At 45.4% G+C, this 19,180-nt stretch carries 6 protein-coding genes; all 6 read right to left on the bottom strand.

Annotated features, from left to right (window positions below):
• Nucleotides 1-267: 267 nt before the first annotated feature.
• Nucleotides 268-12,378 (bottom strand): CHAT domain-containing protein, encoded by a 12,111-nt coding sequence (locus tag H6F44_RS03710; protein ID WP_190349586.1) that lies wholly within the window; start codon nucleotides 12,376-12,378, stop codon nucleotides 268-270.
• 124 nt (nucleotides 12,379-12,502) lie between these two features.
• On the bottom strand, nucleotides 12,503-13,543 hold the full coding sequence (ruvB, locus tag H6F44_RS03705) for a Holliday junction branch migration DNA helicase RuvB (RefSeq protein WP_456154050.1): 1,041 nt from the start codon (nucleotides 13,541-13,543) through the stop codon (nucleotides 12,503-12,505).
• Between the two features lie 169 nt (nucleotides 13,544-13,712).
• Nucleotides 13,713-14,528: a creatininase family protein gene (locus tag H6F44_RS03700; RefSeq protein WP_190349584.1), complete on the bottom strand. Its 816-nt coding sequence runs from the start codon at nucleotides 14,526-14,528 to the stop codon at nucleotides 13,713-13,715.
• A 54-nt stretch (nucleotides 14,529-14,582) separates the two neighbouring features.
• Nucleotides 14,583-14,945 (bottom strand): hypothetical protein, encoded by a 363-nt coding sequence (locus H6F44_RS03695; protein ID WP_190349583.1) that lies wholly within the window; start codon nucleotides 14,943-14,945, stop codon nucleotides 14,583-14,585.
• A gap of 177 nt (nucleotides 14,946-15,122) precedes the next feature.
• Nucleotides 15,123-16,511 carry an aromatic ring-hydroxylating dioxygenase subunit alpha gene (locus tag H6F44_RS03690; protein ID WP_190349605.1) on the bottom strand — a complete coding sequence of 463 codons (1,389 nt, stop codon included), beginning with the start codon at nucleotides 16,509-16,511 and terminating at the stop codon, nucleotides 15,123-15,125.
• Between the two features lie 322 nt (nucleotides 16,512-16,833).
• A complete protein-coding gene (locus H6F44_RS03685) occupies nucleotides 16,834-19,029 on the bottom strand; it encodes an EAL domain-containing protein (RefSeq protein WP_190349581.1) in 2,196 nt (731 codons plus the stop codon).
• Nucleotides 19,030-19,180 lie beyond the last annotated feature (151 nt).

The raw sequence follows: 19,180 nt of genomic DNA, 5'->3' as shown, positions 1-19,180 counted from the left end.
AATTGTTTTGCATATTCACTCTCAAATTGTTCCCATGGTACTAGTTCCGCTAATTTTACCCATCGATTTTCTCCTGACAGTTTGCCGCCAAATGGTAGGTAGAAATTCTCGAATGATAGCTGTCCTATAGGGGCTTTTCGGTACATGAATTTTTATCGGTGCAAGGTTTTTTCTTGCTTTTGCTGCTTTTCTTTGCATTTTATCAGTTTTCGTTGCCCTTGAAAACCTATGCGCGTATGCTTTTCTTGCTTTTTCAGCAAGCCCTAATTATAGCCAGTTGCCAACTAAAATAAATGAAGACCAGTAGAAGGGATGGCTAAGATCGATCACTCCTAACCCCTTAGGTAAAGGAATATCGGGGAATCCCTCAATACCCAAAATCTTATTTTGATCAATTAGTACTTTGCCACTGAGTAGCGACATCTGCGCCTGACGCATCGCCTGCGCCTTATTGGCGGCATCAGGAAAGGATTTGTAAAAGCTGATCATTAAGGGAGCAGTGCCTGCATCGGATACTTCCCAAAGGGAGGCTAAAACGCTCCGCGCTCCTGACTCCACTGCCAAGCCACTAATACCCAAATTATTGCCCACGGCAGTCTGACAGGCGCTCAAGGTCAACATATCAATTACAGGATTATCAAATCGCAACTTGGGAATTTGGCTTAGACGTAAGCGACTATCCCAAAATTGAATGAAGGATTCTTTGCTGGTATCACTGACAAATTGAGCGTGAGTTCCTAAATGGAGAATATTGTACACCCCTTGCTGGCGCTGATTTTGCAGATTATTCACCGTAAATTCTTTGTTCAAGAATGCATCACCCTGCAAAAGCTCGGAAGAAATGGTTCTAATCTCAATATCCACAGATGGTAGAGCGCTAAATCCCTGTACAGACTCCGTGAGACCCATTGCCAAAACCCTTGTGGCTTTGCGGTTGCGCTCTTCAGTCCGAGTGGCGCGAATTGCAGGAATATTAGCGATCGCATAGCGTTGAATGAGAAACTGCTTGCCATCATGGAGTGCCGCAGGGGGCGTTACCCGCAAACCACTATCCATTGCAAATACGAGGGTATCCACCTTGAGATCGCTGAGTTGCTTCTCAATGGGGCGAATGATCCAATCATAAAGCTGTTGAGATTGTTCTAAGAAGTCATTGGAGCCAACATCGCGCAGGTTATTCCGATAGTCGCTAATCACTTCTTGAATCGTTTGTTGATTAGCAGCAACTGTAGATTGGCTGAAGGGCTTGCCCCTATCTTTTGGTGGAACTACTAAGATTTCAATGCGATCGTCTAGAAGTACAGGATAGATCAAAGCGGCAACATCGCCTGTTTGTTGGGCTACTGTTGATAGCAAATCTTGCGTATTTTCAATATTAATGGCTTCTTTACCTAGAGACTGCCCTGTAAAAGTCTCCAATTCAGCGACATAGGCGCGTTCGATCGCATCAAATGCTTTAGCCAGATTGCCCTCACGGAAATAGCGATCGGCTTCCTTTTTTAAAACATCGCGGATGGCTAAAATCCTTTCATCTTCAGGGTTCAGAATTAATGTATCGTCATCTTTGGGATCAATAGGTGGGTCAACGGGAGGAACTCTTAAAAATCCGCCAGGGGTGATAGATATGCCGCCCTGCGTAAAGGTACTTCCTAACAGCACAGGAATTATTGTCCCCACCTCAAGCCTTATCAACCCTGTGGTAAAGAATCCTGCTGAGCCATTGAGCGTGGGATCACCTACAAAAAAGCTGCCCAATCCGCCCGTTTGCAAAGCAATTTGACCACCCGTACCGCCCAGTGTGCAAATACTCGCGCCCACACAGGCAGAATTATTGCTGCTGAGAATGGTGTCCATAATTCGCAGGTTGCCGCCCGTACTCACTAGGGTGACACTTCCGCCCTGTGTTGGGCTGGACGCATCAATCGATCGCACCACCACATCCCCCACAGGGTCAAGGGTGACATTGCCGCCATTGCCAATTCGTCCTGAAGAATTAATCACGCCTGCATTAATGGCGGTACTAGCGTCATAGAAAACCTCGCCGCCAGTACTGCCAGATGTATTGACATCGCCTGTACTAATACGGCCATTGCTGCTGGTCAGTTGCACATTACCACCCGTAGCCGCGATCGCACTGGCATTAATATTGCCCGTGGTGAGATTTTGCAAAGCGTTGACGGTGACGTTGCCAGCATTGCCTATGGTTGCTGCCGTAGTGATATTACCGATGGTAACTGCGCCTTGACCGCTAATCAAAACCTCGCTATCTCGGTCATTAATTACATTGCCAAGGGAAATATCACCAGTGACATTGATGCTAACATTGTCTTTATCGAAAGATGATTCAGAGAAGACGGAATAGGGAGCGAGCGTTGTATTCGGTGCAATGGTGAAACTGCTTAGGGGCGTAATATTTCCCAATTGGGACATGGAAATTTGATTGCCATTGGCATCTAGTTTGAGCGCAAATTCGCCGTTAATGCTGCCAAAGAAACGCATGGCATTAGTGCTGACAATATTTGTATCACCGACGAGATTAACAGGGCGGTTGAAAAATATGGATTTTGCGCTGATATTGCCAGCGATCGCATTGTTGCCAGTGCCAGAATCAAAAAATTCCCCTGCAACATTAATATTAGAAGTAGGGCTAATCTGAAAAGTACCGCTACTATTAACTCCGAGTGAGACACCCAAAAAGCTGCTGTCTGTGGTGGTGAAGTTGCGGGCGATCGTAATATTGTCGCCCCTTAAACTCGCGGAGGTCGCTGAGATATCCTGATCAATTACGATATCTCGCCCCGTCAGTTCTAATTTACCTGTCAGCGATGTATTAGATAGATTGATAGTGCTGTTTTCTAGAGTCAAGATCAAGTTACGGAAGTTAGTCGGTAAGTCTGTAATTGATGAGTTGTCGGCAGCATTATTTAGTTCTAAGTCTCGCATTTTTAAGCTCTGACTACCTGCAAAACTTGCGCCGCCATTAAGAAGATTACCTCGTCTGAGGATAATGTCAGTATCGGGATTATTAATTAGGAACTTAGTAAGTCCATTGACAGTCAGCCTACCCGTACTCTGTCCTACAGTAGTAGGATTTGTGAAGGTTAGGTCGCCGCCAACGGTGGTATTGCCTAATTGAATATTACTAGCGGCAAGACTGAGGTTGCGATCGACATTCAAATTTAGAGTGAAATTGGGAACTGCAATAATGGAACTAGCGGGAGAAGTCGCAGTACCTATTTCTAAGCTCATACCCACAGGGAATGCGCCACTGGCAGAACCGATGCTGACCGCCCCCCCATTGGCGGCGATCGCCACCGTATCGGCTTTGAGAAATTCAAAAGCAAAATCCTCGATTTTAAAGTCTCCTGAAGCAACAGAGCCGATCGCAATACTCCTATTTGCCACAGATGGCGCAAGGGCAATCCGCGCAGCATTAATCTCATTGCGGATATCTGGTATAGCGGCGGTGATATTAACCGAGCGAGTACGCGCCGTATCCGTAATGATGCCGCGATTTAAGAATGTGCCATTGCCATCAATATTGGTGTCGGCATTGAGGTCGAATGTACCTGCTCCTGATGTGGAGAATGTGGAACTCACAGCTATGGTAATGCCATTAGCGGCTTGAACATTAACATTGCCGCCGACATTGAGAGTACCCGCTTCAGCGATTGAGAACTGATTACTGGTGACATTAAAATTACCTGTCAGGTCATGGGTCGCCGCACTGCTAAGCCTTGTTTCGCCTGTGCCTGCGATTTGGGTAAAGGAATTAGCAAAAAGTCCGCTAATAATTGCATCGTTGGCATTGGTAATCGTTATATTGCCGAGGCGATCGGCTAATGAACCTGCGGCATTGAGATTTAGGTTGCCCGTTCCTGTATTGAAGGTAACGTTGCTGGGTGTACCGATCGCAGCATTTTGTAGCCTAGCAAAACTAATTGTGCTGTTGCTGCTATTAAAACTGCTATTGGCTCCCACCAGTACCGCATCTTGGTAGTTCTGGATGCCCGATGTGGTGACATTGCCGAGAATCACGGTTGTACCATTAACATCAGTGGTAAAAGTTGTGGTGTTAATATCTTGGGCAAAGCGCGACTCTGCAAGGGTATTCACGGTCAAGTTACCCACATTCACTAGACCATTGAAAGCGATATTCCCCACATTGGTATTGAGGGTGAGGTTTTGTCCGCCAGTCACATTGCCATTAAAGGTAATTGGCGCACTGGTGGTTTGCAACTGCACAGCCGCAGTAAGGCTAACAGGATCGTTATAGATTTGGGAAACTGTGGTGGTGATGTTGCCATTGAGTTCGGTTGTACCCACAGCATCAGTAAATACGCTCGCGGCATTGACCCCATTAAAACGGGTGATGCCCCCACTTTCAGCAATTAGATTATCTGCATTGACCGTACCCCGAAAATTAATATCTGCTGTACCACTGACTACCCGCAGCGCTTGGTTGCCTGTAATATTGCCATTGAAGGTGATCGTGGCATCCGTAGCTGTGAAAATGGTAGCAGCACTAAGATTTACAGTGTCGCCGTAGGTTTGGGTGGCGGTGGTGTTGATATTGGCATTAACGTTTGTTGTACCTCCTGCATTGGTCTCAACTGTGGTGGCATTGACCACACCGTTAAAGGTGGTTAAGGAGGAGCTATTGGCGATGAGGTTGCCTAAACGGGCGGTATTGCCCATTGTACCAAGGGTAATATTGCCTGAACCTGCATTGAGGGTAAGGGCTTGATTACCGTTGACCGTTCCATTAAAAGTAATATTGCTGTTGAAGGTGCTGAGAATGGTACTTGGTTGGGTGTTGGAAGCAAGAGTAACGGCATCATTATAAACTTGAGCGCCAGTGGTACTGATATCGCCATTGATCGTGGTAGTACCACCTGCATTAGTAGTTAGATTATTAGCGCGTACTGTACTGCTGAAGTTAGTTGCGCCAGTGGTATTAATGGATAGATTGCCAAGGGGAACTGTATTACCGATCGCCCCATTAAAAGACACATCAGCATTCCCCGCGTTGAGGGTGAGGTTATTGGTATTAGCGATCGCGCCATTGAGGGGACTGCCCAAGGTAATCGCGCCACTGTTGCCAGAACTGCTTGCAGTATTGATCGTTAAATTATTACTAGAGATCACCACAGGATTGGGTAAATTGATAATTCCTGCATTGCCTGTCACGCTCAAAAGATTAATTTGCGAACCTGCAAAAGTAACCAGACCACTTGTGCCAAAGGTTAAAGCCCCTGCACTACCTGTAAGCGTACTGGATGTATTGATATTACCCACTGTAATCGGCGCATTGCCCACCGTGGAAAGCAAGTCAATCGCACCACCATTGCCAAAGCTACTGGTATTCAAAGTGCCATTGCTAGTATTGATTGTGCCTGTGTTACTGGTGAGATTAATGGAACTGGCGGTAATGTTGCCAGTGGTGATGTTTTGATTGGCAAGAAGGGTAAGAGAACCACCTGTATTGGTTAAGTCAAAGCCAGAAGTATTGATTGTACCAGAGTTAAGAGGGGATTGAATGATCGTTGGTTGTGCGAAACTAGCATTTCCTGCGAAGCTGATAGAATTTTCGCCAACAGTGTTGCCAATCGTCAGCGAGCTAAATGTACCTCCCGCAAAAGCAGCCAGATCAGTTGCGGTTAGGTTGAGCGTGTTAGTTGTGTCCGTACCACCAAGTGCGATCGCAATAGTAGAACTAAATGGAGCAATAACTACGTTGCCATTCCCACTACCATTCCCTAAGAAGTCAAGTTCATTGGCGGTCAGAGTTACATTACTATTAATGACAAAATCACCAAGAGAAATTCCATTGATGGCACTAATATTATCGTTAACTATAGTAGTTCCAGCGCTAGTGGTAAAAGTTCTTGCAAAAACCTTGTTAGATATTGTCTTAATACCAGAGGAATTGAGGATTAAATCACCAATAGATTGAGTGCTATTGCCGACTACTCCTAAAGAAATATTTCCCGTACCAGCCGTTAAAGTTAAATTTTGATTGCCATTAATGCTGCTATTGAAAGCAATATTACTATTAGTTGTTCTTGCTATTACTGCATTAGTTAAGGTAACAGCATCGTTGTAGGTTTGAGTGCCAGATGTAGTTACATTGCCATTGAGTTCAGTTGTGCCACTAGCATCTGTTGTCAAATTTGCAGCATTGATACTATTCAATTGGGTCGTACCACCACTATTTACAACTAGATTGCCTAAAGCTGTAGTACCACCGACTGTACCAGCAAAAGTGATATTCGCTATGCCACTGTTCAAAGTTAGGTTTTGAGTTCCATTAACTGTGCTGCCAAAGGCGATCGCGCTATTAGTCGTGTCTAGTTGAACCGCATTGGTTAAAGTAACTGCATCATTAAAGGTTTGGGTTCCCGATGTGGTGACATTGCCATTTAGTTCTGTTGCGCCGCCAGCATTAGTTGTCAAGTTCGTTGCGTTGACAATACTATTAAATCTGGTGATACCTGTGGAATTTGCTGTGAGATCACCTAAAGGACTAACGCTAGAGCCAACATTACCCCCAAAAGTGATGTTGCCAGTACCGCTATTTAAGGTTAAAGCTTGATTACCATTCAACGAGCTATTAAAAATAATGTCACTATTCGTGCTAGTCAGTTGTATCGCATTTGTAAAATTAACAGCACCGTTATAAATTTGACTGGTTGTGGTTGTGACATTGCCGCTTAGTTGGGTAGTACCACTAGCATTGGTATTCAAGCTTGCTGCATTGACGGTGCTGTTAAATCTAGTTGCATCAGTACTATTGACAAAAAGTGATCCTAATGGTGTTGTACTAGAGCCAACGGAATTATTAAAGGCGATACTGCCAGAACCACTATTTATTGTCAGGTTATTGACTCCCGCAGTAGTTCCATTAACTGTATTGGAGAATGTTACTGTGCCACTAGTGCCGCTACTGCTGACCGTATTAATCGTTAAGTTGGGGCTACTTAGGGTAACGGGAAATCCAAAGGTTAAGTTTTGGGCATTTCCACTATTGCTAGATACATCTATGCTCGAACCTGCGAACGTAATGTTGCCATTACTAAAGGTGATCGCCCCAGCATTACCAATGATCTTTGATGCAGTATTGAGACTACCAACGGTCAGACCTGTAGCAGAACTAAAACTAATATTGCCGCCATTTCCATCAGCGCTGGTGTCAATAGTGCTTGATGAAGTGTTGATCGCGCCTGTAGTACTTGTGAGCGAAGTGGTATTACCTGATGCGATGATATTACCTGCGGTGATATTCTGATTGGCGAGGAAGGTGACATTGCCTGTAATATTACGGAAGTTAAAGCCTGAAGTATTAATTGCGCCATTTGTAAGCGGCGATCGCAAGGTCACAGGATTATTAAACACAACATTATTCCCAAGGGAAATTAAACCACTGCTGTCACTACGTCCAATGAAAACTTGAGCGAAGCCATTTTGAAGATTATTAATAAACGCATCGCTTAATTCGAGACTGCCATTATTGGCATTAGCGGTTCCGCCAAGGGTAATGTTGCGGGTGGCTGTGAGTGGATGCACAAATAATGATCCCGTACCGCGAATGGTGGTTAATCCCGTTGATTCCATTTCATCGGCATTCAAGGTCAGATTACCACTGGTGTTAGTGGGTTTGATATTAGCGTTGTTAAAGATGATGCCAAAGCTATTGGCGGGAGCCGATCCTGTCATCGTAATATTGCCAGCCGCCGCGATCGCATCGACCACGCCCGAATTAACGGCGATGCCATGATTGGTAATTCCTGAACCATTACCAGTACCCGTGAGATTGAGCGCCCCGCTAGTAACAATCAAGTTAGAAGTTGGTAACTCTATTAAAATCCCCTGATTACTATTAACCCCATTCCCCCCCGTTCCTGTAAGCGTAATATTGCCAGTACTATTGGCTCTCACAGTGGCATTACCGCCCAACAAAATGCCCTGATTATTATCGCCGCCAGTAGCACGGCTAGTTCCTTGAAGAGTGATTGCGCCACTAGTGGTTGAAATCAAGCCCAAATTTGCGCCCAAACCAGTAATACTAATGCCCACATTGCCCGTACTGCCTGTGCCACTTGTGCCATTGAGCAGAATATTTCCCGTTCCCAAAGCCGCAAGAGTGCCGCGATTAATCACAATACCAGAGCCAGTACTGCCAGTGGAGTTGCTTGTGCCTGTCAAATTTAAGCTGCCAGAACCCGTAGTACGAATAACAGCATCATTGGCGATGAAAATGCCATTATTGGCGCTAGTCGTACCATTGCCCGTACCCGTAATGTTGATGTTGCCATTGGCAGTTTCCACCACAGTCCCTATGGTCAAAATTTCTACACCATGATTATTAGAACCGCCGATCCCCCCTGAGCCATTGATTGTAATATTGCCAGTGCCATTGGTCGTGACCTGAGCGCCGCTACTGATATGCACACCGACATTACTACCACTACTACCAGTAAATACGTTGCTGCCATTGATGGTGATGTTACCGCCAGCAGCATTGAGGGAGCCGTTAATAGTCGCGCCATGATTGGCAAAACTGTTGAATACTGCGGGTGTGGTTAAGGGGTTAGCGCCGCCGCCAAGGACAATATCACCGCCATTTGTGTTAATTAATGCGCCCGTGCCAATGGAAATTTTGCCGCTATTATTGGCATCGCGATCGGAATTCAAAACGACATTTAGTGCGCCGCCTGTGGAAGTGATATTGGTACTATTACCCAGACTAATTGAACTACCAGCTTCAATCGTGAGGCTATTAGTGGCAGTAATATTAGCGTTAATGGCAACAGTACCAACACCGAGGGGCGATCGCACTATTGTTGGTTGGGCAAAGGTGACAGGTGCAATAACGCTAACAGCCCCTGTGCCATCTGCATGACCGATAATTAGAGAACTAAATGTGCCGCCGCTAAAGGCATTGAGATCGGTAGAGGTTAACTCTAGAATGCCAAGCACAAAATCGCTAGTACCCCCGATCTCGATGGGGACATTAGTGCTGATAGGCTTGAGGGTAATATTGCCAGTACCTGTTTGCGTACCTGTAAAGTTAATCTCGTTGGCGACTATGGAGAGATTGCCATTGAGTTGCGTATTGCCTAGGGTGACGTTACCTCCCACACTGTCAAGAGCAACAAGGTCGCCGCCAACGATTGTATTACCACCGATCAACGATATGCTACCAGCGATCGCCCCCAAGTTAAAGCGCTTTGTACCAGTGGAATTAATGGAGAGATCACCTAATGGCTGAGCCAAAGTTCCCGCCACGCCAAAGGAAGTAACATCACCATTGCCAGCATTGATAAAGAGAAGGGTATTACTGTTGCTGACCACTCCTGTGGTAAAGGTGACATTACCGCTATTGGTGATCCCTGTAGTGTCAATACTGAAGGCTGATGTATTGAAGATAACGTTATTGGCAAAGTTAATGGAACTGCCGACCCCAGAAAATGCGGGAGTTCCCTTATTGGCACTAAGGTTAATTGTGTTGCCTGTAAAGGTAATCGTGCCATTGTCTGATGTGAAACTAACTAGCCCTGCATTGCCATTGTTATTAGTGGTCGCAAAGGCAATCAGATTACCAACGGAAATGTTACCTGCGGTACTAAGCGTAATATTTCCGCCATTGCCAGTAACTAGTGCAGCGTTGCTATGGGTATCGATCGCCCCTAAAGTAAGGGAACCATTGGGAGCGATAATTCTGACACCTCCCCCACTCTGATTATTAGAATCAGTACGAATAGAACTATTTGGATTTGAGGTGATGCTACCTTGATTAGTGACAATATCGACATTGCCCCCTGCTGCCACAATATTACCAAGATTGCTAATTCCTTGATTGGCATTGATTACTAAAGATGCTGTAGAAGTATTAATGGCAAACTCTGCGGCATCGAAGGTACTCGCGGTTTGAAGCGTAATCGGCGCGAAGTTTAATGTGCCGAAAATGGGCGTGGTGATATTGAGATTATCAACAAGGGCGATCGCATTATTACCCGTACTATTGCCAATAAAAATATTCTGGAATTGGGAACCTGTTGTCGATGCAGCAGCAGCAAGCGTGGTGAGAAAAGATTCACTCACAAAGGTATTGACACCACCAATTTGCAGATTGGCACTATTACTGAAAGGACGCAGGGTAAGTGTGCCTGAACCTCTCAAACCCACTGTGGGAAATTCACTGCGATCGCTAGTAAATGTGAGATTCCCATTACCGCTATTAATGATCAATATGCCACTTGGATCTGGAGGTCGAATATTTAAACCAACTTGGGCAGGATTAGCCGTATCGCCAGTGATGTTGATATTGCCATTGGTTTGAATTGTGGTAGAACTGCCAATAGAAACGGGTGAGAATTGAATTCCATCACCACCTAATACGTTTGTGCTATTGCCAGAAAGATTGATCGTGCCGTTAGTAGAAGTAATGGCAACAGAGTCACCACCTCCTGATACAAATATGCCATTGCCATTAACAGCGCTGCTAGTACCATTGATTGTGATCGCTCCCGAACTGCTAGTAATCTGCGTGAATGTGCCAGAAAGGTTGATGCCATTCGCAGAAGTACTGTTGCCAGTTAACGTAATACTGCCCGTGCCAGAGTCGAGATTTCCACTAACAGATAACGAGCCTGCACCAATAATTTGCAGATTGATCGCGCCGCCATTGGTGGTAATGGGCGCATTGATGGTGAGAGTGCCTGAATTGGTTTGAGCGCCAGAAGCAGGATCGTTGGCAGTAAGTCGGACATCGCCGCCTTGGGTGGTAATATCAGAACTGACGAAGATAGTATTGCCTGCTTGGGCAGTCAGACTAATGCCATTGTTGACGATATTAACGGAAGTGCCGAAAGAAATATTATTCGTGGCTTGGAGAACTACATTGGTCGTAGCGTTGTTAATCAGTAAATTGCTGATCGTGGCATTGGCAGGTGCATTGGCAAAGGCAGAAACACTAGCAAGGGTATCACCACCCGTAACAGCAATGCTAATATTTGTGGGGTCGAGTAATAATGTGCCTGTGTTGCCCTTGGGGGCGCGGGTATCCGTATCACCGCGATAGTCAAGGTTCTCTTTGCCCGATACTTCCACAAAGCCGCCATTGCCTGAAATCTCACCACCCCTTGCGGCGATCGCGCCTAAAAACTGCGTGGAACGATCCGCCCAAACAATGACTTTGCCCCCATCGCCCGTTAGCAATCCATTTGCCAGAATTTGGGAACTAGCATCAACATAGGTCTGCTGAGCGTTAGGTGCAGTTCCCTTGCCCTGCAAATCGCCACCCACTAATACCGTGCCGCCCCCTGTTGCCCCTGACGCATCAATTTTGGCATTCACCAAACCGACTTGAGCGCCAAATATGCCGACATTGCCGCCTTTAACGCTACTAGATGCGACATTAATCTTGCCAGAGGCGATCGCCATACCATCTTTGACCGCAATATCAGAAGCGCTAGGACTTTCTACGAGGGCGATCGTGCCATCGGCTTTGACCACCACCTGATTGGCTTCGGCGGCTTTGCCTGTGAGGGATTCTGCTAGTTTTGGTAAGGCGGTAATTGTGCCATTCCAATTGTCTGGAATAATATCTCGCGTCACCGCCAAGCCTAGTACAGAATCAGGCGATCGCAGTTGCACTTGGGAATTCCCCTTGACGGCGGCAATATCGACATTGCCACTGGGTGCAGCTAGACTGCCCGTATTAATTACAGTGCCTGCGGTGAGGGATATGCTTTTGCCGTCCTTTACCGCGAGGTTGCCTTGATTGATAATGGCGGCAGGTTGGGCAACCGCAAATTGAATAGTTTTGGGGTCGCCATTGGGAAATACAACGGAATTTTTATCAACGCTAAATTTTTGATTGTGGTCAAAGCCTAAGCCAGTGCCAGTGGTGACATGGAAGGAACCGCCGATATCTAAGCGGGCATTTTCACTAAAGACAACACCATTGGCATTGAGTAAGTATAAATTGGCATTGGGAAAAGCTTGGCGGCTTTCAATGGTTCCCAAAATACTGGAAGGGCTATCACCCGTAACCCGATTAATGATGTTATTAACGCTGCTGCCATTAACGGAAGAGTTACCCGTATTAAAAACTACGCCCGATTCGGGAACGTTGAACTTATCGAAACTGTGATAAAGGTTGCCACCATTGACTGTACCTGCTCCAGTGGGGGCGATCGCATTGCCTTTAATTTCCGTTGCCGTTGTACCATCGGGGGCAATTTGCGCTTGGGCGCTGAGGGGGATGACCACATTGGCAGTAATAGCCAGAATTGAGAGGATGCCAAACTGCCTAGTTTTGATCAAAAAGCTAGAATCGCTAAACTTGCGGACACCACGACTTGCTAGAAACATAATATCTGCCTCTGAAGATGACGGATCTTGGCTATTACAGTGACATAGTACAGCATTACCGATTCAGCCCAAGATGCTTAATTAGACATTTGTAACAATTCATTGCTAAACTCGGTCAAAATGCCTATAGCAAACCCGCGATCGCAGTTTGTACAGAATATCCTAAGTGCTTCCAAGCGGCGGCTGTGGCAACTCGACCCCTTGGGGTGCGATTGATGTAACCAATCTGCAATAAATAGGGTTCGTAAACCTCTTCAATGGTGTGGGCATCTTCGCCCGTGGCGGCGGCAAGGGTATCCAGTCCCGCAGGTCCACCGTTGAAATTCTCAATTAAGACCGTTAATAATTTGCGATCGATCCAATCTAAGCCTTTGGGGTCAACATTAAATAATTCCAAAGCTGACTCAGCGATCGCCCCTGTAATCGGTTCGCCCTTTGCCTTGACCTCGGCATAGTCCCGCACCCGCTTAAGCAAACGATTGGCAATGCGGGGCGTACCCCTCGATCTCGCGGCGATCGCCACTGCCCCAGCTTCATCAATGGGAGTCGTGAGAATTTTGGCACTGCGGGAGACAATCTGCGTCAGTTCATCCTGTTCATAAAAGCGGAAATGCTGCACAAATCCAAAGCGATCGCGCAATGGCGAAGAGAGGGAACCGATGCGGGTAGTTGCGCCAATCAAGGTAAATTTATTGAGCTGCACACTGCGAATCCTTGCCCCCTGCCCCTTGCCAATGGTGATATCCAAGCGATAATCTTCCATCGCAGGATAGAGAATTTCTTCCGTCACATTGGGTAAGCGATGGATTTCATCGATAAAGAGAATATCGCCCTGTTGCAGCGAAACTAGTAAACCTGCCACATCACGGGGACGCTCTAGGGCAGGGGCAGAGGTGATTTTGCACTGTACGCCCATTTCTTGAGCAATAATTAATGCCAATGAGGTTTTCCCTAACCCTGGGGGACCATAGAGCAGTAAATGATCTAGTGCTGAAGATCGGGATTTGGCGGCGGCGATCGCAATATTTAACAGTTCCTTTAAATCCTTCTGTCCAATATAGTCCTCTAAACTCTTAGGGCGAATATTCACATCGGCGCTAACCACGGGGCTATCCTTTGCCAACTGCTCCGCTAATTTCTCCTCTGGGGTGGCTGCCGCTTGCAATAGATCTAAAGCAACTTGAGTGGAGTCCTGCGAAGATTTGGCGGCGGATTTTGGAGCAGATTTACGGCGTGATTTTTTTTGTTCCTGCGGCTGTTCTTGATTTTGGTCGCTATGTTCACCAGTTTGGGGCTTTGCCTGACCATCATCAGAGGGAATATTAGAACTGGGTTTAGAGGAGATGATCGCCATATGCCTTGGGTTGCTCAAACTTATAAATATCGGTAATTAACGCTGTCCAGCCGTCAACGAGGGAAGCCAATAGGCGATCGCCCTTCTCTTTGGTGGCGGCTTTGGCATCACCTAACACGCCACTGCGACTCAGATCGCGCATTACCCACGCAAAAGGGTTTGCCCCTTCCATACTCAACATACTATCTTTTGGCAATCCATAGGGATATTCGGTGACAGCTTGAGCCATATCCACCTGTTCGGGTAACAGCGCCAACATCAAGCTAGTTTCCGCATCACCGCCATGAATGCCAAATTCCAATTCCTTCGCAGTTAGCAAATCTTTGGCAACATTGGGAACGCGCCAAGTGAATAGAGGAAACAGACAAAAGTCTGGATACTTCTCATGCAGATCCCTTGCCACAATTTCCAAAATTTGCGGCTGTCCACCATGGGAATTCATCAATACCAATTTGCGAAAACCAGCACGATAAACGCTCTCCGCAATATCCGTCAACAGCGCCAGCATAGTCTCCGTGCGTAATGTAACTGTCCCCGCGAAGGTACTATGCTCATTGGATTTGCCATAGTACAGGGGCGGCAGGGCATAGGCAGCGATCGCTGGATCGAGTTGTGCCAATGCCTTTGCCAACACCCCAATACTAATAGCAGCATCCACAATCAAGGGCAGATGTGCGCCATGCTGTTCGATCGCCCCCATGGGCTGAATAATCACCGCGTTCTGTTTATCACCCATCGCCGCGATCGCGGGTGAGTTGAGGTATGCAAAGTAGCGATCGGCAGGAAAATAATTCATTGGACGTGTTACAAGTTGGATTTTATAGATTTTGTTTTTAGATTTTGCGGTAAATCAGAAAAACTCATCACCCAAAACACGCTGTAAAATCCTACGGTTTTCGACTTGTAAGCCTTTTACCTCTGATTGCATCTCTCTAATATCAGACTGCATCTCTCTAATATCAGATTGCATTTGCCTGATATCAGACTGCATTTGCCTGATATTAGATTGTGTGATTGCCATAGCTTCACCCAATTGCCCCATGAATTGAGTTAAATCACTAATTGCTCTAGTATTGACTTCTTGCTGACTTGTCACGCGATCAACTGTGCGATCTATGCGTTCGTATTGCCTCGCAAGAGTAAACATAATCGTTTTAACTGCATCGAGATCATCCGCTACCCCTTCAAGAGTTAACCCGTTTTGCTCGGTCATTTATTTAGCTCCTTTACTTTCACCCTGTTGAATTATGGTAAGTAGGTTGTTGGAATTAAACATAGGATGTGTTAGCGATAGCGTAACGCATCTTCTTTAAGCAGTAGGATGCGTTACGTTGCACTAACGCATCCTACTGCTTACATTGTAGTAATTTATTGCAATTTATAAACAGTGTTACAAATTGCGTGGTGGGACTTCTTGACCATAGATAAACTTTCGCTCTAGATTATGGCAAACTAACCATGTGATAGAAGCGATCGCCGCAGGTAATATACATAATAAAATTAATGGAATTAAACCTAATCCATTGCTGCTCAACAGCCCTAAAACGATTAGCGGGTTAATTGTCCAAGCGATCGCGGCGATCGCAATACTAATTTTCTTGATCTGCCGAATATTATGCAGCGCCTGCCGACAACTAGCACAGTTGATCGTATGGGAATGATAGCGGTCTAAAAGTGCATTTTTAGGAAGGGGGGCTGTTAATTTCTGCCCCGCAAAGGGATTTGCTTGGTAGCGATCGACCCATTTCCGCAGTTCTGAAACATAATTGTCAGCAGCAGTTGCTAAATAGAAAGCCTTGGCATAGTTAGTATTCGCCTCTTCTAGATAGCGCTCTTGATAGTGCAGAAAGATTTGATCATCTTCGAGAATACTATTCTGTCCTAAATGGGAATACCAACGGGGCGTGATGCTGATAAAGAAGCGGGGGATAGCAGAATTAAATTGAAAGGGAAAACGGGCAAACATACGACATTCCCCTTTGCGGGTGGGCGTGGCATAGACCACCGTCATAGTGCGTCCAAATTGCTTAGAGGTCAGGTCATGCCACATTAGCGCTGGTGCAATAAAAGTGGTATTTTGCCTTCCCAATTTGCCCCGTCTAGGCCCTTCTGCCCAAGTCCCTGTAAATCCATTTTTATGGGCTTCGAGAATTTCTAAATCCATTGGCGCAGCATTGGCACGATTCCCCACCGATTTATGATGGGTAAATGGCAAATGACTGGCATCAAGGACATTTTCTAGCAGGGTAATGGCATCATAGGGTAGATCCCGAAATGTGCCGAAGACTGTCCATTTATCAGTATCAGTTTCGAGGGGTTCAATGATGGGAATTTTGACACTATTGGCATTTTCAGGCTTGCCCGCATAGATAAATAACATTCCCTGCCGTTCGGCGGTGGGCAAAGTGCTGACACAGGCGCGTTTTGACCTGTGGGCATTGCCATCAATGGGCTGTTGGGGAATGCGATCGCAACTACCATCTCCCTTAAAAGCCCAACCGTGATAGGGACATTCCAATAGTCCATCTTCGGCAATGCGCCCTTCCGATAATGGGACAAGTCGATGGGGGCAGCGATCGGCAAAGGCTTTCCATGCGTTGCTTTGACGATCCCACCAAATTACTAAATCTCTTTCTAAAAGGGTAAATTTATGGAGTTGCGTCTTATCTAAATCTTCTAAATAAAATACGGGATACCATACCTCTTGCCAATCAAATCGCTCAGGATCAGCGCCCCCCGCAGGTAAACTATAGTCTTGAGCATTAACTTGAGACTTCATAGTACTCTCCAAGCTAGAAATATCACTAGATAAACCACTAGGATCGATAACTGCTGAGCTACTGGCGATGCTATTGGCAATTTGATTATTCATAACAATGGCAAATATTAGGTTTTAAACGATTAATTTTCATGTTTATCTATCATATTGTATCTTATTGTTAAGTAAAATTGTTTTGAATACCAAAAATAACCTGCTGAATGTAGGGTAAATGCCCAGATCCCCGACCTTTTCTAGGCAGGCAAAGACAATTTGCAAATTTACTAAAAAGTCGGAGTCCTTAATCTTTGATTTTTAAGTTTTCTTATGCCTAATTACTTAATTATTGCGGCTTAGTCACATTTTGCGCCCTCAGTAAATCCTCAATCTCTTCAGCAGGTAAAGCCTTATGGAAAAAATAACCCTGTATCAGATCACAACCCAGCGATCGCAGTAGATCCACCTGCTCCCGACTTTCAGCACCTTCAGCAATTACCACCAAATTCAGACTATGAGAAAGATTGATTAACAATGAAACGATCGCCCGATCTTGATCGTTATGGGTAATACATTCAATAAAAGTGCGATCGATTTTAATTGTGTCAATGGGCAGATTTTTGAGATAACTGAGCGATGAATAGCCCGTCCCAAAATCGTCAATTGATAACTTCACCCCCAATTCGCGAATTTGATTAAGCAAAGCAATTTTCTCCGAAACATGATTCATCATAATCCCTTCAGTAATTTCCAACTCTAGAAAATGGGGATTGAAATTAGTCTCTTGCAGAATCTCTTGAAGATTACTTAAAAAATCTCGCTGCTCCAATTGCTTAATAGATAGATTCACCCCAATCTGGATTGGTGGTAAACCCATATTTTGCCAAGCGATCGCCTGTAAACAAGCCTGACGTAATACCCAACTGCCAATATTCACAATTAAGCCTGTTTCTTCCGCAAGGGGAATAAACTTAGCGGGGGAGATCGAGCCGAGCGCTACGTGCTTCCAACGCAATAACGCCTCTAGTCCAACTATTTTGCCAGATTCTAAATCCACCTGCGGTTGGTAATATGTATCAAGTTCATCATTTTCCAACGCCCTTCTGAGATTATTTTCCATCACGAGACGTTGAAAACTCTGCTCCTGCATATTGGGAATATAAAACTGAAAACTATTACGCCCTTCAGCCTTAGCACGATACATAGCCATATCCGCATTGTGAACTAGTTCTTGGACATCATTATTGTGATCGGGATAGATACTAACGCCAATACTGGTGGTGATGTGCAGCTCGTGACCACCACAGAGAAAGGGCAATGTAAGTTTTTGAATCATTGACTCAGCTATCTGCACCACCTGATCAAGACTATCAATGTTACGCGCCACGATCGCAAATTCATCACCACCCCAACGTATGAGCAGGTCATCAGGTCGCAGCAACTCTTTAATGCGACTACTAACTGCCTGTAATAAGAGATCGCCCGTACCATGCCCTAGAGAATCGTTAATTAGTTTAAAGCGGTCAATATCTAAGAAAAGAATTGCAAATTTATCAATGGTATTGTTGCTTGGGCTGTTAGTTGGTCTATTAGCTAGCCCATTAACTTGAGCGTCATCATCTAATTTTTTGGCTAGTTTAACTAAATATTCACTCAGGAATTTGCGATTTGGCAACCCTGTGAGAGCATCGTAGTGAATCTGATAGGAAATAATTGCTTCCGCTTGTTTTTGTTTAGTAACATCAGCAATATGAATGCGAATCACCTCACTCCAAGGCATAAAATGGATGACTTCGGAAAAGTTCTTGCCATTAATCGTGACTTCTCGAATGAAAACATTCTGCACTGGATTGACTAAAGGAATTAGCTGTGACAACAATTCTTGCAGTAATGGATGTCCTAGACCTAGATCATCAAGATCGGGAAATTGATAAAGCGCCGCAGGGTTGAGATAAAGAATTTTGCCCACTAGGTTCATTTCAACAATGGGCTGCGGGTTAATCTCTGGGGAGGAAATAAACTGGTTAAGGGTCTCCCGCACATAGACCGAGAGATCCCGTTCAGCGATCGCTTGCAAAGGCGAGAACTGTACAAAATTGAATGAGCTTAGGCGTTGATCGCCTGCCTGGATGCTGGCGGACTTATCTAACTTAGGCTTGGAGGCACTGGCGATCGCGCTAATGACCTGATAGACAGCTCTTGTGTCTTTACTAAATAGGATCTCATCCCCATGCCCCAGAACATGAGAAAGCCTTTTTTTGCCATTAATCAAAATGCCATTGGTGCTGCGCTTACCTTCGAGGGTGCCATCCATGACCCTGAAAAAATAAGCGGATCGGTTAGGATGGGCGATCGCCAAGATGACAGCGTGCTGACGCGATACTAGATTAGACCGCAATATAATCGAATTTTCGAGGCTTCTACCGAGGGAGTAGGTGGTGTTATGCAAAAGAAAATTACGAAACCCCTTTGGATCTTCAACCGTCAGTACGTGATGAAGTGCGTCTCTAGTGCGAAGAGTTGATGACTCTCTGGGTTCCACCTAAATAATTTCCTTTGCAGTAAGGACTAGAATCTGGATAATCGCTGAATAATTGCCATCTACTTTACATAGCATAGGACAATAAGTGCTAAGCATTTAAACCTGTGTCATCAAATTCAGTCACTAATTGCCTCACTACAACCTATTGAGT

It is taken from the genome of Pseudanabaena cinerea FACHB-1277 (assembly GCF_014696345.1).
Classification (GTDB): domain Bacteria; phylum Cyanobacteriota; class Cyanobacteriia; order Pseudanabaenales; family Pseudanabaenaceae; genus Pseudanabaena; species Pseudanabaena cinerea.
The sequence above is the reverse complement of the archived record's forward strand: the minus strand, read 5'-3'. Positions and strand labels throughout refer to the sequence as shown.

Bases quoted from the DNA above. Each gene is read 5' to 3' on its own strand.
- H6F44_RS03710 (WP_190349586.1), bottom strand. From the start codon at position 12,378: ATGTTTCTAGCAAGTCGTGGTGTCCGCAAGTTTAGCGATTCTAGCTTT.
- H6F44_RS03700 (WP_190349584.1), bottom strand. From the start codon at position 14,528: ATGAATTATTTTCCTGCCGATCGCTACTTTGCATACCTCAACTCACCC.
- H6F44_RS03695 (WP_190349583.1), bottom strand. From the start codon at position 14,945: ATGACCGAGCAAAACGGGTTAACTCTTGAAGGGGTAGCGGATGATCTC.
- H6F44_RS03690 (WP_190349605.1), bottom strand. From the start codon at position 16,511: ATGAAGTCTCAAGTTAATGCTCAAGACTATAGTTTACCTGCGGGGGGC.